The sequence below is a fragment of the Amycolatopsis sp. NPDC049252 genome (assembly GCF_043197175.1).
In the GTDB taxonomy this organism is placed as follows: Bacteria; Actinomycetota; Actinomycetes; order Mycobacteriales; family Pseudonocardiaceae; genus Amycolatopsis.
On record NZ_JBICSQ010000002.1, the window covers coordinates 239,051 to 255,464 of the forward strand.

16 protein-coding genes are annotated in these 16,414 nt (G+C 71.7%); 14 read left to right on the plus strand and 2 right to left on the minus strand.

Annotation, left to right across the window (positions count from 1 at the left end):
- Positions 1-4 precede the first annotated feature (4 nt).
- Together ACGFMK_RS04050 and ACGFMK_RS04055 are read right to left on the minus strand one after the other, a co-directional pair.
- Complete coding sequence (locus ACGFMK_RS04050) at positions 5-1,078, minus strand: DUF5667 domain-containing protein (RefSeq protein WP_392758230.1); 1,074 nt, start codon at positions 1,076-1,078, stop codon at positions 5-7.
- A 114-nt stretch (positions 1,079-1,192) separates the two neighbouring features.
- Positions 1,193-1,909, minus strand: coding sequence for a sigma-70 family RNA polymerase sigma factor (locus ACGFMK_RS04055; RefSeq protein ID WP_392758232.1), 717 nt, complete (start codon positions 1,907-1,909; stop codon positions 1,193-1,195).
- A gap of 266 nt (positions 1,910-2,175) precedes the next feature.
- On the opposite strand from ACGFMK_RS04055, the gene ACGFMK_RS04060 reads away from it, so the two are divergent.
- The 14 genes from ACGFMK_RS04060 to ACGFMK_RS04125 all read left to right on the plus strand — a co-directional run bounded on the left by ACGFMK_RS04060 (position 2,176) and on the right by ACGFMK_RS04125 (position 16,404).
- Complete coding sequence (locus ACGFMK_RS04060; RefSeq protein WP_392758234.1) at positions 2,176-3,735, plus strand: AMP-binding protein; 1,560 nt, start codon at positions 2,176-2,178, stop codon at positions 3,733-3,735.
- Positions 3,736-3,745: 10 nt separating this feature from the next.
- Positions 3,746-3,985: a glutaredoxin family protein gene (locus ACGFMK_RS04065; RefSeq protein WP_247060279.1), complete on the plus strand. Its 240-nt coding sequence runs from the start codon at positions 3,746-3,748 to the stop codon at positions 3,983-3,985.
- 82 nt (positions 3,986-4,067) lie between these two features.
- Positions 4,068-5,633, plus strand: a complete 1,566-nt coding sequence (locus ACGFMK_RS04070; RefSeq protein WP_392758235.1) for a molybdopterin-dependent oxidoreductase — start codon at positions 4,068-4,070, stop codon at positions 5,631-5,633.
- 240 nt (positions 5,634-5,873) lie between these two features.
- A complete protein-coding gene (locus tag ACGFMK_RS04075) occupies positions 5,874-6,791 on the plus strand; it encodes a redox-sensing transcriptional repressor Rex (RefSeq protein WP_392758236.1) in 918 nt (305 codons plus the stop codon).
- On the plus strand, positions 6,788-8,095 hold the full coding sequence (locus ACGFMK_RS04080) for a glutamyl-tRNA reductase (protein WP_392758238.1): 1,308 nt from the start codon (positions 6,788-6,790) through the stop codon (positions 8,093-8,095). The genes ACGFMK_RS04075 and ACGFMK_RS04080 overlap by 4 nt, the downstream gene beginning before the upstream one ends.
- Before the next feature lie 20 nt (positions 8,096-8,115).
- Entirely contained in the window at positions 8,116-9,045 is a 930-nt protein-coding gene (gene hemC / locus ACGFMK_RS04085) for a hydroxymethylbilane synthase (RefSeq protein ID WP_392758240.1), read from the plus strand.
- A gap of 83 nt (positions 9,046-9,128) precedes the next feature.
- Entirely contained in the window at positions 9,129-10,661 is a 1,533-nt protein-coding gene (locus ACGFMK_RS04090) for a uroporphyrinogen-III synthase (RefSeq protein WP_392758242.1), read from the plus strand.
- Positions 10,662-10,792: 131 nt separating this feature from the next.
- On the plus strand, positions 10,793-11,764 hold the full coding sequence (gene hemB / locus ACGFMK_RS04095; protein ID WP_392758244.1) for a porphobilinogen synthase: 972 nt from the start codon (positions 10,793-10,795) through the stop codon (positions 11,762-11,764).
- A 17-nt stretch (positions 11,765-11,781) separates the two neighbouring features.
- Complete coding sequence (locus ACGFMK_RS04100) at positions 11,782-12,324, plus strand: hypothetical protein (protein WP_392758245.1); 543 nt, start codon at positions 11,782-11,784, stop codon at positions 12,322-12,324.
- The gene (locus tag ACGFMK_RS04105) at positions 12,321-12,767 is read left to right on the plus strand and encodes a hypothetical protein (protein WP_392758247.1); all 447 of its coding nucleotides are present in this window, start codon (positions 12,321-12,323) and stop codon (positions 12,765-12,767) included. Before ACGFMK_RS04100 ends, ACGFMK_RS04105 begins: the two co-directional genes overlap by 4 nt.
- 13 nt (positions 12,768-12,780) lie before the next feature.
- Positions 12,781-13,119: a hypothetical protein gene (locus ACGFMK_RS04110; RefSeq protein WP_392758249.1), complete on the plus strand. Its 339-nt coding sequence runs from the start codon at positions 12,781-12,783 to the stop codon at positions 13,117-13,119.
- Positions 13,120-13,181: 62 nt separating this feature from the next.
- The gene (locus ACGFMK_RS04115) at positions 13,182-14,492 is read left to right on the plus strand and encodes an efflux RND transporter periplasmic adaptor subunit (protein ID WP_392758250.1); all 1,311 of its coding nucleotides are present in this window, start codon (positions 13,182-13,184) and stop codon (positions 14,490-14,492) included.
- Positions 14,489-15,202 (plus strand): ABC transporter ATP-binding protein, encoded by a 714-nt coding sequence (locus ACGFMK_RS04120; RefSeq protein WP_392758252.1) that lies wholly within the window; start codon positions 14,489-14,491, stop codon positions 15,200-15,202. The genes ACGFMK_RS04115 and ACGFMK_RS04120 overlap by 4 nt, the downstream gene beginning before the upstream one ends.
- Complete coding sequence (locus tag ACGFMK_RS04125; RefSeq protein ID WP_392758254.1) at positions 15,199-16,404, plus strand: ABC transporter permease; 1,206 nt, start codon at positions 15,199-15,201, stop codon at positions 16,402-16,404. The genes ACGFMK_RS04120 and ACGFMK_RS04125 overlap by 4 nt, the downstream gene beginning before the upstream one ends.
- Positions 16,405-16,414 lie beyond the last annotated feature (10 nt).

The following is a 16,414-nucleotide window of genomic DNA, read 5'->3' on the forward strand; positions in this document are numbered from 1 at the left end:
GACCTCAGCCGATGATGATCGGCGGCAGGCCCGGCAGCAGCGGCGGGAGGGAAACCAGGGGCGGCGCCTTGGACGTCGAGGTCGCCGGCGGCCGGCTCGTGGTCGGCGGCTGGCCGAACACCGGCGGCGGGGTGAGCCCGCCGGTCGGCGCCGGGGTGCCCGCGGTCGCCGTCGCGTCCGACGGCGGCAGCTGCGTGCCGGTCGGCGCCGGCGTGGTCGTCGCCGTGTCCGACGACGGTGCCGTCGGCACCGAGGACGGGTCCCCACCCGACGACGGCGCCGGGCGCTGGGTGCACTCGCCGGTCGCCGGGAGCAGCCCGAGGTCGTCGGCCTTGCCGGTGGTGATCTGGTAGCAGTTCAGCCGCGCCACCAGGCCGCTCGTGCGCTCCTGGACCTTGCCGAGCAGGGTCTGCGCCTCGCCGAACACCGAGGCCGCCTCGGCCGGCAGCGCACCCTGCTGCGCCGCCAGCCGCGCCGCCTGGTTCCGCGCCCACAGCCGGACGTCGGAGAGCTGCTGCGCGCCGCTGCCGTCGCTGGTCGCGACGGCGGTCAGCTGGGTGACGCCGGCGCGCAGGTCGCTGGCGAAGTCGTCGTACGCGGTCCGGTAGTCGGCGTCGCTCGCGCCTTCGGCGGCCAGCTCGCCGAGCTCGGTGACGCGGTTGGTCGCGAACTCGAGGTGCTTCTTGGCCTTCTCCTGGTCGCCGAAGGTCAGATTCAGCGTCGTCGTCTCGCCGGCGCGCTTCACGGCGTACAGGGCGTCACCGGGCAACGCGTTCCGGGACAGCACCAGGGTCAGGCCGGAGAGGAGGAGGACCAGGAAGAGCGCGGCGGCCACCAGGTCGGCGGTCCGCGGCCGCCACCTCCGTACCGGGGTGGCCGCCGCCGTCTCCAGCCGGCCCGCGATCTCCGCGCGGATCCGCTGCCGGGTTTCCAGGTCCGGGGCCCCGGCCGCGCCGAGCTCGCGCAGTGCGCCGACGACGACCAGCTCGTCGGCGAACTCGCCGTCCCGGCGTACCGGGGACGGCTCCAAAGCACGCGCGAACCGATCTGCGTCGGCTCGCTCACGCGCAAACCTCACTGCGCCAGCTCCATCTCGGGCCTTGGCCGGTCCTGACACCGGTCTGGCAGGAGTAACGATCCAGAAGCCGCGATGGTTACCGGTTTCGGTCGACTAGCCGAAAAGTTCGCGGGTTCAGCGCAACCCGGTGGGCAGCAGTTGTGCCAAACGGCGTACCGCCCGGTGCTGCAACGCCTTGATCGCGCCTTCGTTGCGGTTCATGATCTCGGCCGTCTCCGCCACGGAGAGTCCCTGCAGGAACCGCAGGATGATGCATTCCCGCTGGTCGTCGCCCAGTTCCGCGACGCAGCGCAACAACTCGGTGCGGGTCGCGCGGCTGATGGCCTCCTGCTCGGGGCCGGCCTGCGCGGTCGCGCCGACGCTGAACGGCGCCGAACCGGGTTCGGTCACCTCGTCGGTGACGACCTCGAGGCGGAACCGGCTCGACTTCACGTGGTCGAGCACGAGGTTGCGGGCGATGGTGACGAACCAGGCCCCGACGTCACGTCCCTGGTAGCTCACGGACGTGATCCGGCGCAGCGCCCGCAGGAACGTCTCGCTCGTGACGTCCTCGGCGAGGTCGCGGTCACCCAGGCGGAACAGGACGTAGCGGTAGACGACGTCGACGTAGCGGTCGTAGAGGCGGCCGAACGCGGACGAGTCGCCGTCCTGCGCCGCGCGCACCAGGTCCCACGCCTCGGCCTTGGCGGCTTCGGCGCGCTCTTCGTCGGAGGCCGAAGCGGACGCCGACGTGGCGGCCTGCCGGCTGACGGGCACGGCCGAAGATCGTCCGAAGACGCGATCGGCGAACATGAAAACGGGTCCGCGGCTCACGGCGGTCGGCACGGTCATCGGGCGGCACCTCCGGCGGCGGCTCGGACCCAGTGGGTCACGGTACCCCCGATCAGCGGGCGAGCAGGGGCCTGCCGGCTCGCATGCCCCACGGCCTCGTGGGCAGGCAAGTTCGTCACGGCGACTCCCTCTCTCCGGTCGCGGTAGTGATCATCACCACGCCCCGCGACGCAGTGCAGCATACGTGTAGTTACCGCGAAGTAGGTAGTGGCTCGGGTGTTGCGAAGATGCGACGCTCGCGGTGTGCCCCCATGACGTCGCGCGAGATGACAGACTTGCAACGCTTTGCTGGGCGAGAGGAAGGCGGGCCTCGGGTGAGTGCCGGTGCGGAGACGTTGTCCGGGGTCGGCGAGCTGCTCGCGCGGGCCGCCTCGACGTGGCCGGAGCACCCGGCCGTGCGGGAGACCGGCGGCGGCCGGACGCTGACCTACGGTGAGCTCGCCGCGGCCGTGGAAGCCCAGGCCAAGACACTTGTGGGTGCAGGTGTCACACCCGGCGACCGGGTCGCGCTGCGGCTGCCGACGTCGGCCGATTTCGTGGTCGCGTTCTACGGCGCGCTGCGCGCCGGCGCGGTCGCCGTGCCGGTGTCGCCGCAGGCGCCGGGCCCCGAGCTCGAGAAGCTGCTCCAGCACAGTGGTGCCAAGGTCGTCGTTCATCGCGACACGGATACGGCGCTGCCGGCCGGGGTGATCGGTCTCACTCCCGAAGCTGACCCGGATGGAGCAGTCGAACTCGTCGACGCCGGCCGGGGCGGCGAGGACATAGCGGTCGTTTCGTACACCTCCGGCACCACCGGGCCGCCGCGCGGCGTGATGCTCTCGCACCGCGCGCTGCTGGCGAACCTGGCCCAGCTCAGCCGCGTCGAGGGCGTCCTCGAACACGACGACAACGTGCTGATCACCATCCCGCTCTTCCACGTCTACGGCCTCGGGCCCGGCCTGCTGCAGGCGACGGCCGTCGGCGCGACCGCGATCCTCTCGGAGCGCTTCGAGGCCCAGCGCACGTTGGCGGACTGCGCCGAGTTCGGCGTCACCACGATCACCGGCGTCCCGACGATGTACGCCGAGTTCGCCGCGCTGGGCGCCGAGGAGCTCGGGCGCGGGCTGGCCACCGTCCGGCGGATGACCTCGGGCGCGGCGCCGCTGCACCCGAAGGTGCTCGGCGCGATCCGGGAGGCCACGGGCCTGGACGTCTTCGAGGGGTACGGCCTCACCGAGTGCGCGCCGGTGGTGACCTCGACGCTGGTCACGGGCTATCCGAAGCCCGGTTCGGTCGGCAGCCCGCTGCCCGGCGTCGAGCTGCGGCTCGTCGACAGCGACGGCACCGACCAGGCCGTGCCGCTCGACCCGGACGACGTCGACGACGTCTTCGAGGCCGAGGGCGAGACCGGGCTGGTCTCGATCCGCGGCGCGAACCTGTTCTCCGGCTACTGGCCCGACGGCGACCACGGCCCGGACGACGAGGGCTGGTTCCGCACCGGCGACGTCGGCTACCTGGACGTCGACGGCGACCTGCACCTGGTCGACCGGGCCAACGACCTGATCATCGTCAACGGCTTCAACGTCTTCCCGAACGAGGTCGAAGCGGTCATCTCCCGGCTGCCGGAGGTCGCCGAAGCCGCGGTGGTCGGCGTCGTCGACGAGCGCAGCGGCGAGGCCGTGAAGGCGTTCGTGGTGCCGGTGGCCGGCGCGTCGCTGTCCGAGCAGCAGGTCGTCGACCAGTGCGCGGCCCACCTGGCCGGGTACAAGGTGCCGCACGCGGTGGAGTTCGCCGAGTCGCTGCCGCACTCGGCCACCGGCAAGCTGCGCCGCGTCCGGCTGCGGTAGTAATGGCGGCATGGCACAGGAAGTGACGGTGATGGGCCGGGTCGGCTGCCACCTCTGCGAGGTGGCGGAGGCCGACGTCGCCCGCATCTGCGGTGAGCTGGGCGTCGCGTGGAAGTCCGAAGACGTCGACACGGACCCGGAGTGGCGCGCGGAGTACGGCGACCGCGTCCCGGTGATCCTGGTCGACGGCGCCGAGCACGGTTACTGGCGCGTCGAAGAGGACCGGCTGCGCAAGGCGCTTTCGTCCTGAACGTCCCGGCCTGGTGAAGCCGTAACACGTCCGTAAGCACCGCGGACCCACCCGATCGGCCCACTGCTCCGAAGATGGAGTGGTGAGCACCTTGCAGGACGCACCAGCCCCGCCCGAGGCGCCCCGGCGGCTTTCGCTGCCGGTCGCGACGCTGATCGGGCTTCTCGCCCTGGCCGCCGCCCTCGGGGTCGGGCACCTGGTCGCGGGCTTCGTCGGGTACACGGCCTCGCCGTTCATCGCGGTGGCCAACTACGTCATCGACCACAGCCCGACCGGCATCGTGAAGTGGGCCGAGCGGACGCTGGGCACCTGGGACAAGCCGATCCTCAAGATCGGCCTCGCCGTCGTGCTGGTCCTGCTCGCGGTGCTCGCCGGGCAGCTCTCGCGCCGCAAGCCACTGGCCGGGCAGGTGCTGGTCGGGCTGCTCGGCGCGGCCGGGATCGCCGCCGTGTTCGTGCGCACCGACCTCGGGCAGGTCTCCCTGCTCGCCCCGGTCGCCGCGCTCGTCGCCGGGCTGACCGTGTTCACGATGCTGCACCGCCTCGCCCTGCCGCCCGACCTCGTCCGGGACGACCGGGGCTTCGACCGGCGGAAGTTCATGCGTGCCGGCGTCGGCATCGCGGCCGGGGCCGGCGTCGCCGCCGTGGTCGGCGAGGTGGCCGGGACCAGCACGAACGCCGAGGAGTCGCGGACCGCCGTCGGGCCGCTCGTGCCCGCGCGCACCGCGCCGCCGCTGCCCGCCGACGCCGATTTCGCGAAGCTCGGCTCACCGCCGTTCATCACACCCAACGCGGACTTCTACCGGATCGACACCGCGCTGGTCGTGCCCCAGATCCGCACCGAGGACTGGGGCCTGAAGATCCACGGGATGGTCGACCGCGAGGTGAACTTCACCTACGCCGACATCCGCAACCGGCCGCTCGTCGAGCGCCGGGTGACGCTGACCTGCGTGTCCAACGAGGTCGGCGGCCCGCTGATCTCGAACGCGTCCTTCATCGGCGTCGACCTCGTCGACCTGCTCGACGAAGCCGGCGTGCAGACCGGCGCCGAGCAGATGTTCGCGACCAGCGTCGACGGCTGGACCTGCGGCACCCCGGCGAACGTCGCGCTCGACCCGCAGCGCGGCGCGATGCTCGCGATCGGGATGAACGGCGAGCCGCTCCCGGTCGAGCACGGCTTCCCGGCGCGGATCGTCATCCCCGGCCTGTACGGCTACGTCTCCGCCACCAAATGGGTCAAGGACCTCGAATTCACCAAGTGGGACGCCCGGCAGGCGTACTGGCTCAACCGCGGCTGGGCCGAGCAGGCGCCGATCAAGACCGAGTCCCGGATCGACACCCCGAGCGGGTTCGCCGGGGTCACCGCGGGCAAGGTCCGGCTGGCCGGCACGGCGTGGGCACAACACACCGGCATCGCGAAGGTGGAGGTCCGGCTCGACCAGGGCGCGTGGCGCGAAGCCACCCTTTCGGCCGAGGTGAGCAAGGACACCTGGCGGCTGTGGTGGATCGAGCTCGACGTGCCCGCGGGCACGCACCAGGCGTTCGTCCGGGCCACCGACCAGGACGGCTACACCCAGACGGAGAACCGCGCCGACCCGGTGCCCGACGGCGCCACCGGCTGGCACTCCGTCACCCTCGACGCGCGCTGACGCCGGAAGTGCCTGGCGGGCAAGGATTCTGACGCGGTGTCATGATCCCCGCCGCCGCCTGCGCCCTCGGGAACCGCCTCCGACCAGTGACTTTGTGCGCGCGTTCACAAGTGGACTACCGTAGGACCATCGCCTCCCGGCGGTCCGGCATCAAACCGGACACCGGGCCCTGGGTCAAGACACAGTTCCGAACGGTCGTGGCGATGGCCGCCAGGTGCGCAGCGGCAGGGAGACAACGGCGTGGTGACACAGCGGGGGAGACGCGACGGAGCGGACTCCGCCGGCCGGCCGCCACGACGGACCCGCCGACCGGACACGCCGGACGCCGACAACGCGCCGACGGCCGAAATGCCCGCGGTGCCCGCCGCCGCGGCGAACGGCCGCGCCGGGGATGCCCCCGAGGCCGTCCGGGCGAAACAGATCCCCGAAGCGGCGGTCGCCCGCCTCGCCGTTTATCTCCGGGTACTGTCCGGAATGTCGGAACAGGGCGCGACGACCGTTTCGAGCGAAGAGCTTTCGCAGGCAGCCGGCGTCAATTCCGCGAAATTGCGCAAAGACCTTTCGTACCTGGGCTCGTACGGCACCCGTGGCGTCGGCTACGAGGTGAGCGTCCTCGTCAGCCAGATCGAGCGGATCCTGGGCCTGACCCGGCAGCACAAGGTGGCCGTGGTCGGCATCGGCAACCTCGGCCACGCGCTGGCCAACTACGGCGGCTTCCCGGGGCGCGGGTTCCCGGTCGAGGCCCTGTTCGACCTGGACGCGGACCTGATCGGCGTGCCGGTCGGCGGCCTGCCCGTCTCCCACATGGACGACATCCCGCGGGTCTGCGCCGAGCGCGGCATCTCCATCGGCGTGATCGCCACTCCGCCGACCGCGGCGCAGTCGGTCTGCGACCGCCTGGTCGCCGGCGGTGTCCAGTGCATTCTCAACTTTGCTCCGGTCGTGCTGCAGGTTCCTGCTCACATCGAGGTCCGCAAAGTGGATTTGGCCGTCGAGCTGCAGATACTCTCGTTCCATGTGGCCCGCCGGGCGGACGATGCCGCGAGTAATCAGGGCGGTTCCGGATTACCCGGCACGGGCCTGCCGTCCGACAATGGCAAGGGCAGCGGACGGAACGGCACAGGTCCGGACGGACGGGAAATGGTGGTGCGCTCATGAGCGTGTTGGCGGTCGGCCTCTCGCATCGCAGTGCGGAGCTGAGCACGCTGGAGCGCGTCGCGGTACCGGCGCCCGAGATCGGCAAGGTGCTCGACGAGCTGCAGCAGGCCGAGCACATCAGTGAGGTCATGCTCGTCTCGACGTGCAACCGCATCGAGGTCTACGCGGTCGTCGAGACCTTCCACGGCGGCCTGAACGACGTCTCGGACGTCCTCGCCCGCCAGGCCGGGATGACCCCCGCCGACCTCTACGACAGCCTGTACGTGCACTACGCCGGGGCCGCGGTCGAGCACCTGTTCTCGGTCACCTCCGGCCTCGACTCGATGGTCGTCGGCGAGACGCAGATCCTCGGCCAGATCCGCTCGTCCTACGCCACCGCGCGCGAGGCCGGCACGGTCGGCCGCACGCTCCACGAGCTCATCCAGACCACGCTGCGCGTCGGCAAGCGCGTGCACACCGAAACCGGCCTCGACCAGCTGGGCGCGTCGGTCGTCTCCGAGGCGCTCGCCGCGGCCGGTGACGTCACCGGCAAGCACGCCGTCATCGTCGGCGCCGGCTCGATGGGCGCGCTGAGCGCGTCCCAGCTGCGCAAGGCCGGCATCGGCGAGATCACCGTCGCCAACCGCACCGACGCCCGCGCCCGGCGGCTCGCCGCGAACGTCAGCGAGCAGGGTGTACCCGCCCGCGCGATCCCGCTGTCGCTGGTCGCGGACGCCGTCCGCGACGCCGACGTCGTGATCTGCTGCACGGGCGCGCAGGACGCCGTCTTCGGCCCCTCGCAGGTGCTGCCCCGCGGCGGCCGCGCCCTGGTCGTCTGCGACCTCGGCCTGCCCCGTGACGTCGACCCGGCGGTCAATGAGCTCGACGGCGTGCGCGTCGTCGACCTGGCCACCGTCCAGCGCCGGATGCGCGAGGCCGGCACCCCGACCACCGACCGGCAGACCGCGAAGGCCACCGGCATCGTGCTCGACGAGGTGCGCGACTACCTCGCCGGCCAGCGCAGCGCCGAGGTCACCCCGACCGTGACGGCGCTGCGGAAGCGCGCCGCCGAGGTCGTCGACGCCGAGCTGCTGCGGCTGGACCACCGGCTGCCCGACCTCGAGGCGGGCGTCCGGGAAGAGGTCGGCCGCACGGTTCGCCGCGTGGTCGACAAGCTGCTGCACGCGCCGACGGTGCGGGTCAAGCAGCTGGCCGCCGAGACGGCCGACACCGACTACGCGAACGCGTTGCGCGAACTGTTCTGCCTCGACCCGCAGGCACCCGCCGCGGTGGCGAGCCCGACGCCCCCACCGGAGAAGAAGTAGCAGTGACCAGAGTCATTCGTATGGGTACGCGTGGATCGAAGCTCGCGCTCGCCCAGACCGGGCACGTCGCCGACGCCCTGCGCGCCACCGGCGCCGAGGTCGAGATCGTCACGGTGACCACGCCCGGGGACAAGTCCATGGCGCCGATCCCGACGATCGGGGTCGGCGTGTTCACCTCCGCGCTGCGGGAAGCGTTGCTGCGCAACGAGGTCGACGTCATCGTCCACTCGTACAAGGACCTGCCGACCGCGCCGGAGGCGGGCATCACGCTCGCCGCCGTGCCGCCGCGCGAGGACCCGCGGGACGCCCTGATCGCGCGCGACGGGCTGACTCTCGGCGAGCTGCCGCCGGGTGCGACGGTGGGCACGGGCTCGCTGCGGCGCACCGCGCAGCTGCGCGCGCTGGGTCTCGGTTTGGAAATCGTGCCGATTCGCGGCAATATCGACACCCGCATGCGCAAAGTCACCGACGGCGAGCTGGATGCCGTGGTGCTCGCGCGTGCCGGACTGGCCAGGGTCGGACTGGTCGAGGTGATCACCGAGACCCTCGACCCGATCCAGATGCTGCCCGCGCCCGCACAGGGCGCGCTGGCGGTGGAGTGCCGGGCCGACGACGTGGACCTCGAGCACCTGCTCACGGCCACGTTGGACGACGAGGGCACGCGGGCCGCGGTGACGGCCGAGCGTGCTCTGCTGGCCGCGCTCGAGGCGGGGTGCAGCTCGCCCGTGGGCGCGCTCGCCGAGATCGTCGAAGATCTCGACGCCGAGGGCAAGGTCGTGGAACGGATCTCGCTGCGCGGCACCGCCGCGGTCGAGGGCGAGGAAGGTGCGGTGGACATGGTCCGGGCCATCGCACTGGCCGACAAGGACCAGGCCGCCCAGCTGGGCAAGGACCTGGCCGCCGAGCTGCTGGACCTCGGAGCCGGAGCCCTCTCCGGACCCGCGCAGTAGCGCTTTCACGAGCGCTTCTCAAGACGTAGGAGACCTGCGTCCGTGCCATCCCGCACGGCCGCCGCAAGAGGAGAAACGCACAGATGACCCCCGCGCGAAAGACCACCGGGCGCGTAGCGTTCGTGGGCTCCGGGCCCGGCGACGCCGGCCTGCTCACGGTCCGTGCCCAGGAACTGCTGGCCAAGGCCGAGGTCGTGGTGACCGACCCGGACGTGCCCCAGGCCGTCCTGGCGATGACCGCCGAAGGCGCCGAGGTCCGCCCCGCCGTCGGCGAGGCCACCGAGGTCGCCAAGGACCTGACCAACGAGGCCAAGGCCGGCCGGCTGGTGCTGCGCCTGATCGCCGGTGACCCGCTGACCACCCCGGCCGTCGTGGCCGAGGTCCAGGCGGTCGCCCGCACGAGCGCCGTGTTCGACGTCGTCCCGGGTGTCTCCCCGGGCGCGGCCGTCCCGGCGTACGCCGGCGTCGCGCTCGGCGGCACGCACACCGAGGTCGACGTCCGCGGCGACGTCGACTGGGCGGCACTGGCCGCGGCCCCCGGCCCGCTGGTGCTGCACGCGTCGTCGGCGCACCTGGCCGAGGCCGCTTCGGCGCTGACCGGGCACGGCCTGCCCGCCTCGACCCCGGTCGCGGTGACGGCGAACGGCACCATCAACACCCAGCGCACCCTCGACACCACGCTCGAGAAGGTCGCCAACGAAGCCGGTGAGCTCGTCGGGCCGCTGATCGTCACGATCGGCCAGGCCGCCGGGCAGCGCTCGAAGCTGTCGTGGTGGGAGTCGCGCGCGCTGTACGGCTGGAAGGTCCTGGTGCCGCGCACCAAGGAGCAGGCCGGCGAGATGGCCGAGCGCCTGCGCGGCCACGGCGCGACGTCCCACGAGGTGCCGACCATCTCGGTCGAGCCGCCCCGCAGCCCGGCGCAGATGGAGCGTTCGGTCAAGGGCCTGGTCGACGGCCGTTACCAGTGGATCGTCTTCACCTCCACCAACGCGGTGCGCGCGGTGTGGGAGAAGTTCGAGGAGTTCGGCCTGGACGCCCGCGCGTTCTCCGGCGTGAAGATCGCCTGCGTCGGCGCGGCCACCGCGGAGAAGGTGCGCTCGTTCGGCATCATCCCCGAGCTGGTCCCCACGGGTGAGCAGTCCTCGGAAGGCCTGCTGGCCGAGTTCCCGCCGTACGACGACGTGCTCGACCCGGTCGACCGCGTGCTGCTGCCGCGGGCGGACATCGCCACCGAGACCCTGTCGGCCGGCCTGCGCGAACGCGGCTGGGAGATCGACGACGTGACGGCCTACCGGACCGTCCGGGCGGCGCCGCCGCCAGCCGAGACCCGCGAGATGATCAAGACCGGCGGCTTCGACGCGGTCTGCTTCACCTCGTCCTCGACCGTGCGCAACCTGGTCGGCATCGCCGGCAAGCCGCACACCCGCACGCTGGTCGCGTGCATCGGCCCGAAGACGGCCGAGACGGCCGTGGAGTTCGGCCTCCGCGTCGACGTCCAGCCGGAGAAGGCCGACGTCCCGCACCTGGTGGACGCCCTGGCCGAGCACGCCGCCCGGCTCCGCGCGGAGGGCGCCCTGCCGCCGCCCCGCAAGGCGAAGCGGGCCCGCCGCTCCTGAGGTTCGTTGGTCCGTGAAGGCCACCTTGAGGACTCTGATGTCCCTCGAGGTGGCCTTCACGGCTTCCGGGGCAAATGCGCTGGGCCCCCCTTGCGGAACCCCGGCGAAAGCGCGCGGAGTAACTTGGAGGGGTGTTTCCCGAGCATCGTCCCCGCAGGCTCCGCACCACGCCCGCTATGCGCCGGCTGGTCGGTGAAACGACGCTGCGGCCACGCCAGCTGATCCTCCCGATGTTCGTCGCCGAAGGCCTTGATCAGCCGCGGGCGATTTCGAGCATGCCGGGCGTCGTGCAGCACACCCGGGACACCCTGCGGAAGGCCGCCGTCGACGCGGTCAACGCCGGGGTCGGCGGGCTGATGCTGTTCGGCATTCCCGAGACCCGTGACGCCGAGGGCTCCGGCGCCGTCGACGAGCGCGGCATCCTCAACGTCGCCCTGCGCGACCTGCGGGCCGAGCTCGGCGACGCCACCGTGCTGATGGCCGACACCTGCCTCGACGAGTTCACCGACCACGGCCACTGCGGCGTCCTCGACGCCGACGGCGGGGTCGACAACGACGCCACGCTGCGCGTCTACGCCGAGATGGCCGTCGCGCAGGCCGAAGCCGGGGCGCACGTGCTCGGGCCGTCCGGGATGATGGACGGCCAGATCGGCGTCATCCGCCGCGCGCTCGACGAGGTCGGCCACAGCGACAAGGCCATCCTCGCGTACGCCGCTAAGTACGCCAGCGCGTTCTACGGCCCGTTCCGCGAGGCCGTCGATTCGCAGCTCAAGGGCGACCGCAAGACCTACCAGCAGGACCCGGGCAACGCCCGCGAGGCGCTGCGCGAGATCGAGCTGGACCTCGCCGAGGGCGCGGACATGATCATGGTCAAGCCCGCGCTGTCCTATTTGGACGTCCTCAAGGCGGCCGCGGACATCTCGCCGGTGCCGGTGGCGGCGTACAACATCTCGGGCGAGTACGCGATGGTCGAGGCCGCCGCGGCGAACGGCTGGCTGGACCGCGAGCGGACCGTCCTCGAAGTACTGACGTCGATCCGCCGGGCGGGTGCCGACATGATCCTGACGTACTGGGCAGCCGAAGCCGCTGCCTGGCTGGACTGACCGGTTAGAGTCCTCGCGTGGCCGACAAGGAAACCGAAGACCTCAGCGGTCTCACCGACGACGAACGCCGCAAGCTGGGCCGCGCGCCGGATCCGGTCCTGCCGGGACAGGCCGCGCCCAAGGCCGACCCGCCGCGGCCGGTGTGGTGGTCGTTCTGGCTGTGGCTCGCCGGTGGCGTGCTGCTGATCCTCGGTTACGTCCAGCTGCTCAGCAGCAAGTCCGCGGTCATCGCGCAGTTCGTCGAGGGCACCAAGGACTCGAAGTACTCGCCGCAGATGATCGCGGACGGCGTCACGACGCTGCTGTGGTACCTGCTCGGCGGCTCGGTCGTGTTCGTCCTGCTGTTCCTGCTCTTCGCCTACAAGGCGCGCGAAGGCACCCGCTCGGCGCGGACGGTGCTCACCATCCTGCCGATCGTGATGCTGGTCCTGATCATGCTGATCGCGCCGATCATCAACTTCCTGACGCTGGCGGCGGTGCTGGTGTTCGTCATCGCGCTGGTGCTGCTCTACCTGCCGTCGGTGGCGGGCTACTTCCCGAAGGTCGGCAAGCGCTCGTGAGCGACCGGCTCTACGCCGAGTCCGGCGTGAGCTGGGTCGCCATCGTGTGGGGCCCGGTGTTCGCGCTGGCCGGGGCCCTGGCGGAGCTCGTCACGGGCGGCCCGGTGCACGTCGTGGGCTGGCTGATGGTCGGGTTCGGCCTGTGCGTCATCACGATCCCGTGGGTGTACGCGCGGCGCCGGTTCCTCTCGCTGGAAGTCACGACGAAACAGCTGCGGCAGGGCCGCGAGAAGGTGCCGGCGGACCAGTTGGCCGACGTCACGGACGTCGGCACCCCGGTCGGCGCGCGGGTGCTGGGCGGCGGCTGGTCGGTGCCGCGCAAGTACGACTCCCTGCCGGTGAAGCTCACGGACGGCTCGGTGGTGCTGGCGTGGGCCAAGGACGTCGAGGCCCTGCAGGACGCGCTGGACCGCCTCGTCCGGGCGACGCCGCGGGAGACGTGAGAAAATCGCTTCCGTGATCGACCTTCCGCAGCCCACCGGGGCCGAGCTCTGGCCGCCGGACGAATCCGGGTCCGCCGCGCGGCTGCACAAGCCGTGGCGGATGCTGGTCGCCGTCCTGGAGGTCGTGCTCGCCGTGGCGGCCGGCTGGGGGGTATACGCCTTCTGGCACAGCGGCATGGCCACGGTCGTGACGCGCACCGACGACGGCGCCGTCCTCGAGTCGCACCGGTACTTCGGGGGCCACCTCGCGGCGGCCATCGGACTCGGTGTCGTGGCCGCGATCCTGCTGGTGGACGCGGTGCGTCAGCTCTCTCTCGCGCTGCGTACGCGCCCCCGCAAGCCGAAGGACTGATACACAGCTCTTCCACAGGGAACCAACAGTCAATTGCTAAGCGGCGGTTCCAAAGTTGCCGCATGACGCGGGTGCGTGCCTCCAGGGCATGGGTGATCAACGGTGCTCTGATCGTGCTACTGGCCGGGGCGGGATTCGGGATATACCAAGCCTTTACCCCGGCTTCGAACACGGCTCAGGCCCAGACCCGCAGCACGCCGGTGCGCCGGGCGACGGTCTCCGAGACGATTTCCGCCGCCGGGACGCTCGCCAGCAGCTACACGGGCGCGGCGAACTTCACGACGGCCGGCAAGGTGACGTCGATCGACGTCAAGGTCGGCGACGTCGTGAGCGCCGGCCAGAAGCTCGCGACCATCGACAGCACGCAGGCGGCGAAGCAGCTTCAGGTCGCGAAGGCGAACCTCTCGGTGGCGCAGGACAGCCTCGACGCCGCCGAGACCGCCGAGAACACCCCGGCCACGGGACAGAACGGCCAGAACAGCAGCCAGAGCAGCTCGCAGTCCGCCGCGAACAGCGTCACCTCGGCGCAGGCGAAGCTGGACCAGGCCGAGCTGGACGTCCAGACCGCGCAGACCGCGCTGGACAACACCTCGCTCTACGCGCCCGGCGCCGGCACGGTCACCGCCGTCAACGGCACGGTCGGGCAGCAGTCCTCCAGCGGCGGCTCGGCGAGCAGCTCGCAGACCTCGACCACGGGCAGCGGCCAAGGCGGGCAGGGTTCGTCGAACTCCAGCTCGGCGTCGTCGTCCGGCAGCTCCAGCGGCAGCACCGGCTTCATCACCATCACGAACATGACCGGCCTGGTCGTGAACACCTCGGTCGCCGAGATCGACGTCAGCAAGGTGAAGGCGGGCCAGAAGGCCACAGTGACGCTCAACGCGCTGCCGGACAAGCCGATCCAGGCGAGTGTCTCCAGCATCAACCTGACCCCGACGACCAGCGGCAGCGTCGTCTCCTACGGCGCCCAGCTGGCGCTGACCAGCCCGCCGGACGGGCTGCGGCCCGGCCAGTCGGCGAGCGTGGTGATCACCGTCGCCGAGGCGCAGAACGCGCTGAGCGTGCCGGCCGCGGCCGTGACGACCGCGGGCAACACGAACATCGTCACCGTGCAGGAGAACGGCCAGAACGTCCCGCGCCAGGTGCAGGTCGGCATCCGCGGCGAGTCGACGGTGCAGATCACCTCCGGCCTGACCGAGGGTGAGAACGTCGTGCTCACCGCGACGGCGGCGACCGGCACCGGGGGCACCGGCCGCGCCGGGACCGGCGGCACCGGCGGGTTCCCGGGCGGCGGGACCGGTGGTTTCCCCGGCGGCGGCACCGGCACCCGCACGGGCGGTACCGGCGGCACCGGCGGTTTCGGCGGCCGCGGGTGAACCCGGTGATCGCGGTCTCCGGACTGCGCAAGACCTACGGCGCGGGGGAGACGGCGGTGCACGCGCTGCGCGGGGTGAACCTCACCGTGTGGCCCGGCGAGTACGTCGCGATCATGGGCGCCTCCGGCTCGGGCAAGTCGACGCTGCTGAACATGCTGGGCTGCCTCGACGTCCCGACGTCCGGCCAGTACCTGCTGGACGGCTTCGGCGTCGGCAAGCTCAACGAGCGCCAATTGGCCTTGCTGCGCAACCGCAAGATCGGCTTCATCTTCCAGTCGTTCAACCTCGTGCCCCGGACGTCCGCGTTGTCCAATGTGGAGCTTCCGCTGGTCTACAGTGGACTTCGCCGATCGGAACGGCGGCGCCGCGCCCTCGCCGCGCTGGACATGGTCGGGTTGTCCGACCGGGCCAAGCACCTGCCGAGCGAGCTGTCCGGCGGCCAGATCCAGCGCGTCGCCGTGGCGCGGGCGCTGGTCACCGGGCCGGCGATGCTGCTGGCCGACGAGCCGACCGGCAACCTGGACCGCCGCAGCACCGAGGACGTCCTCGGCGTGTTCGACCGGCTCAACCAGCTCGGCCGCACCATCGTCGTGATCACGCACGAGGACGAGGTCGCCGCGCACGCGCGCCGGGTCGTCCGGGTCGACGACGGCCTGATCGTCCAGGACGACGTCACCCGGGTGTCCGGGGTCGTGGGGGCCGCGTCGTGAACCTCTTCGAGATCCTGCGCTTCGCCGTGCGCGGGCTCACCGCGAACAAGCTGCGCTCGTCGCTCACCACGCTCGGCATCACCATCGGCGTCGCCGCCGTGATCCTGCTCGTCGCGGTCGGCAACGGCGCGTCGGCGGCCATCGCGGCCAGCATCCAGGGCCTCGGCACCAACGTCGTCAACGTCTCCCCGGCGCGCGGCGGCGGCCAGGGCGCGTCGGCGCGGCCGTTGACCGTGCAGGACGCGCACGCGCTGGTCGACCCGATCGGCGCGCCCGACGTCAAGGCCGCGTCGCCGGTGGTCAACACCACGGCGACCGCGACCTACGGGCAGACGTCGTACGACATCCCGACCGTCGCGGGCACCGAGCCGGCGTACTTCACCACCACGAACCGCGACCTCGCCGAAGGCGCGCTGTTCACCACCGAGGACGTCACGACGGCGCGGAAGGTCGTCGTGCTCGGCCCGACGACCGCGGAGTCGATCTTCGGCAGCACCACCGCCGCCGTCGGCAAGAACGTGCTGCTCAACAGCATCCAGTTCACCGTGGTCGGGGTGCTGCAGGCCAAGGGCAGCACCGGGCTGCAGAACGCCGACGACGTCGCGATCGCGCCGATCTCGGCCGTGCAGAACTCGCTGGCCGGGTACGGCAGCCTCAACCAGATCGCCGTCCAGGCCACCAGCGCGGACGCCGTCACGCTGGCGCAGTCCGAGATCACCGCGATCCTCAACGCGCGCCACGGCATCCGGCTCGGCGGCACCGCCGACTACCAGATCCAGAACTCCGAGCAGCTGCTCGCGACCCGGACGTCGGCGACCGAGACGTTCACCGTGCTGCTGGCGGCGGTCGCGGCGATCTCGCTGCTGGTGGGCGGCATCGGCGTCACGAACATCATGCTCGTCACGGTCACCGAGCGGATCCGCGAGATCGGCATCCGCAAGGCCATCGGCGCCCCGCGCTCGGCCATCCTGGGCCAGTTCCTCGCCGAAGCGACCATGCTCAGCCTGTTCGGCGGCCTGCTCGGCGTCGCGATCGGGCTGATCGGCAGCCGGTTCACCATCTCCGGGATCAAGCCGGTCGTGGTGCCCTCGTCGATCCTGCTCGCCTTCGCGGTGTCGGCCCTGATCGGGCTGTTCTTCGGCAGTTTCCCGGCGAACCGGGCCGCCAAGCTGCGGCCGATCGACGCCCTGCGTCACGAATAAGGAGTTCTTC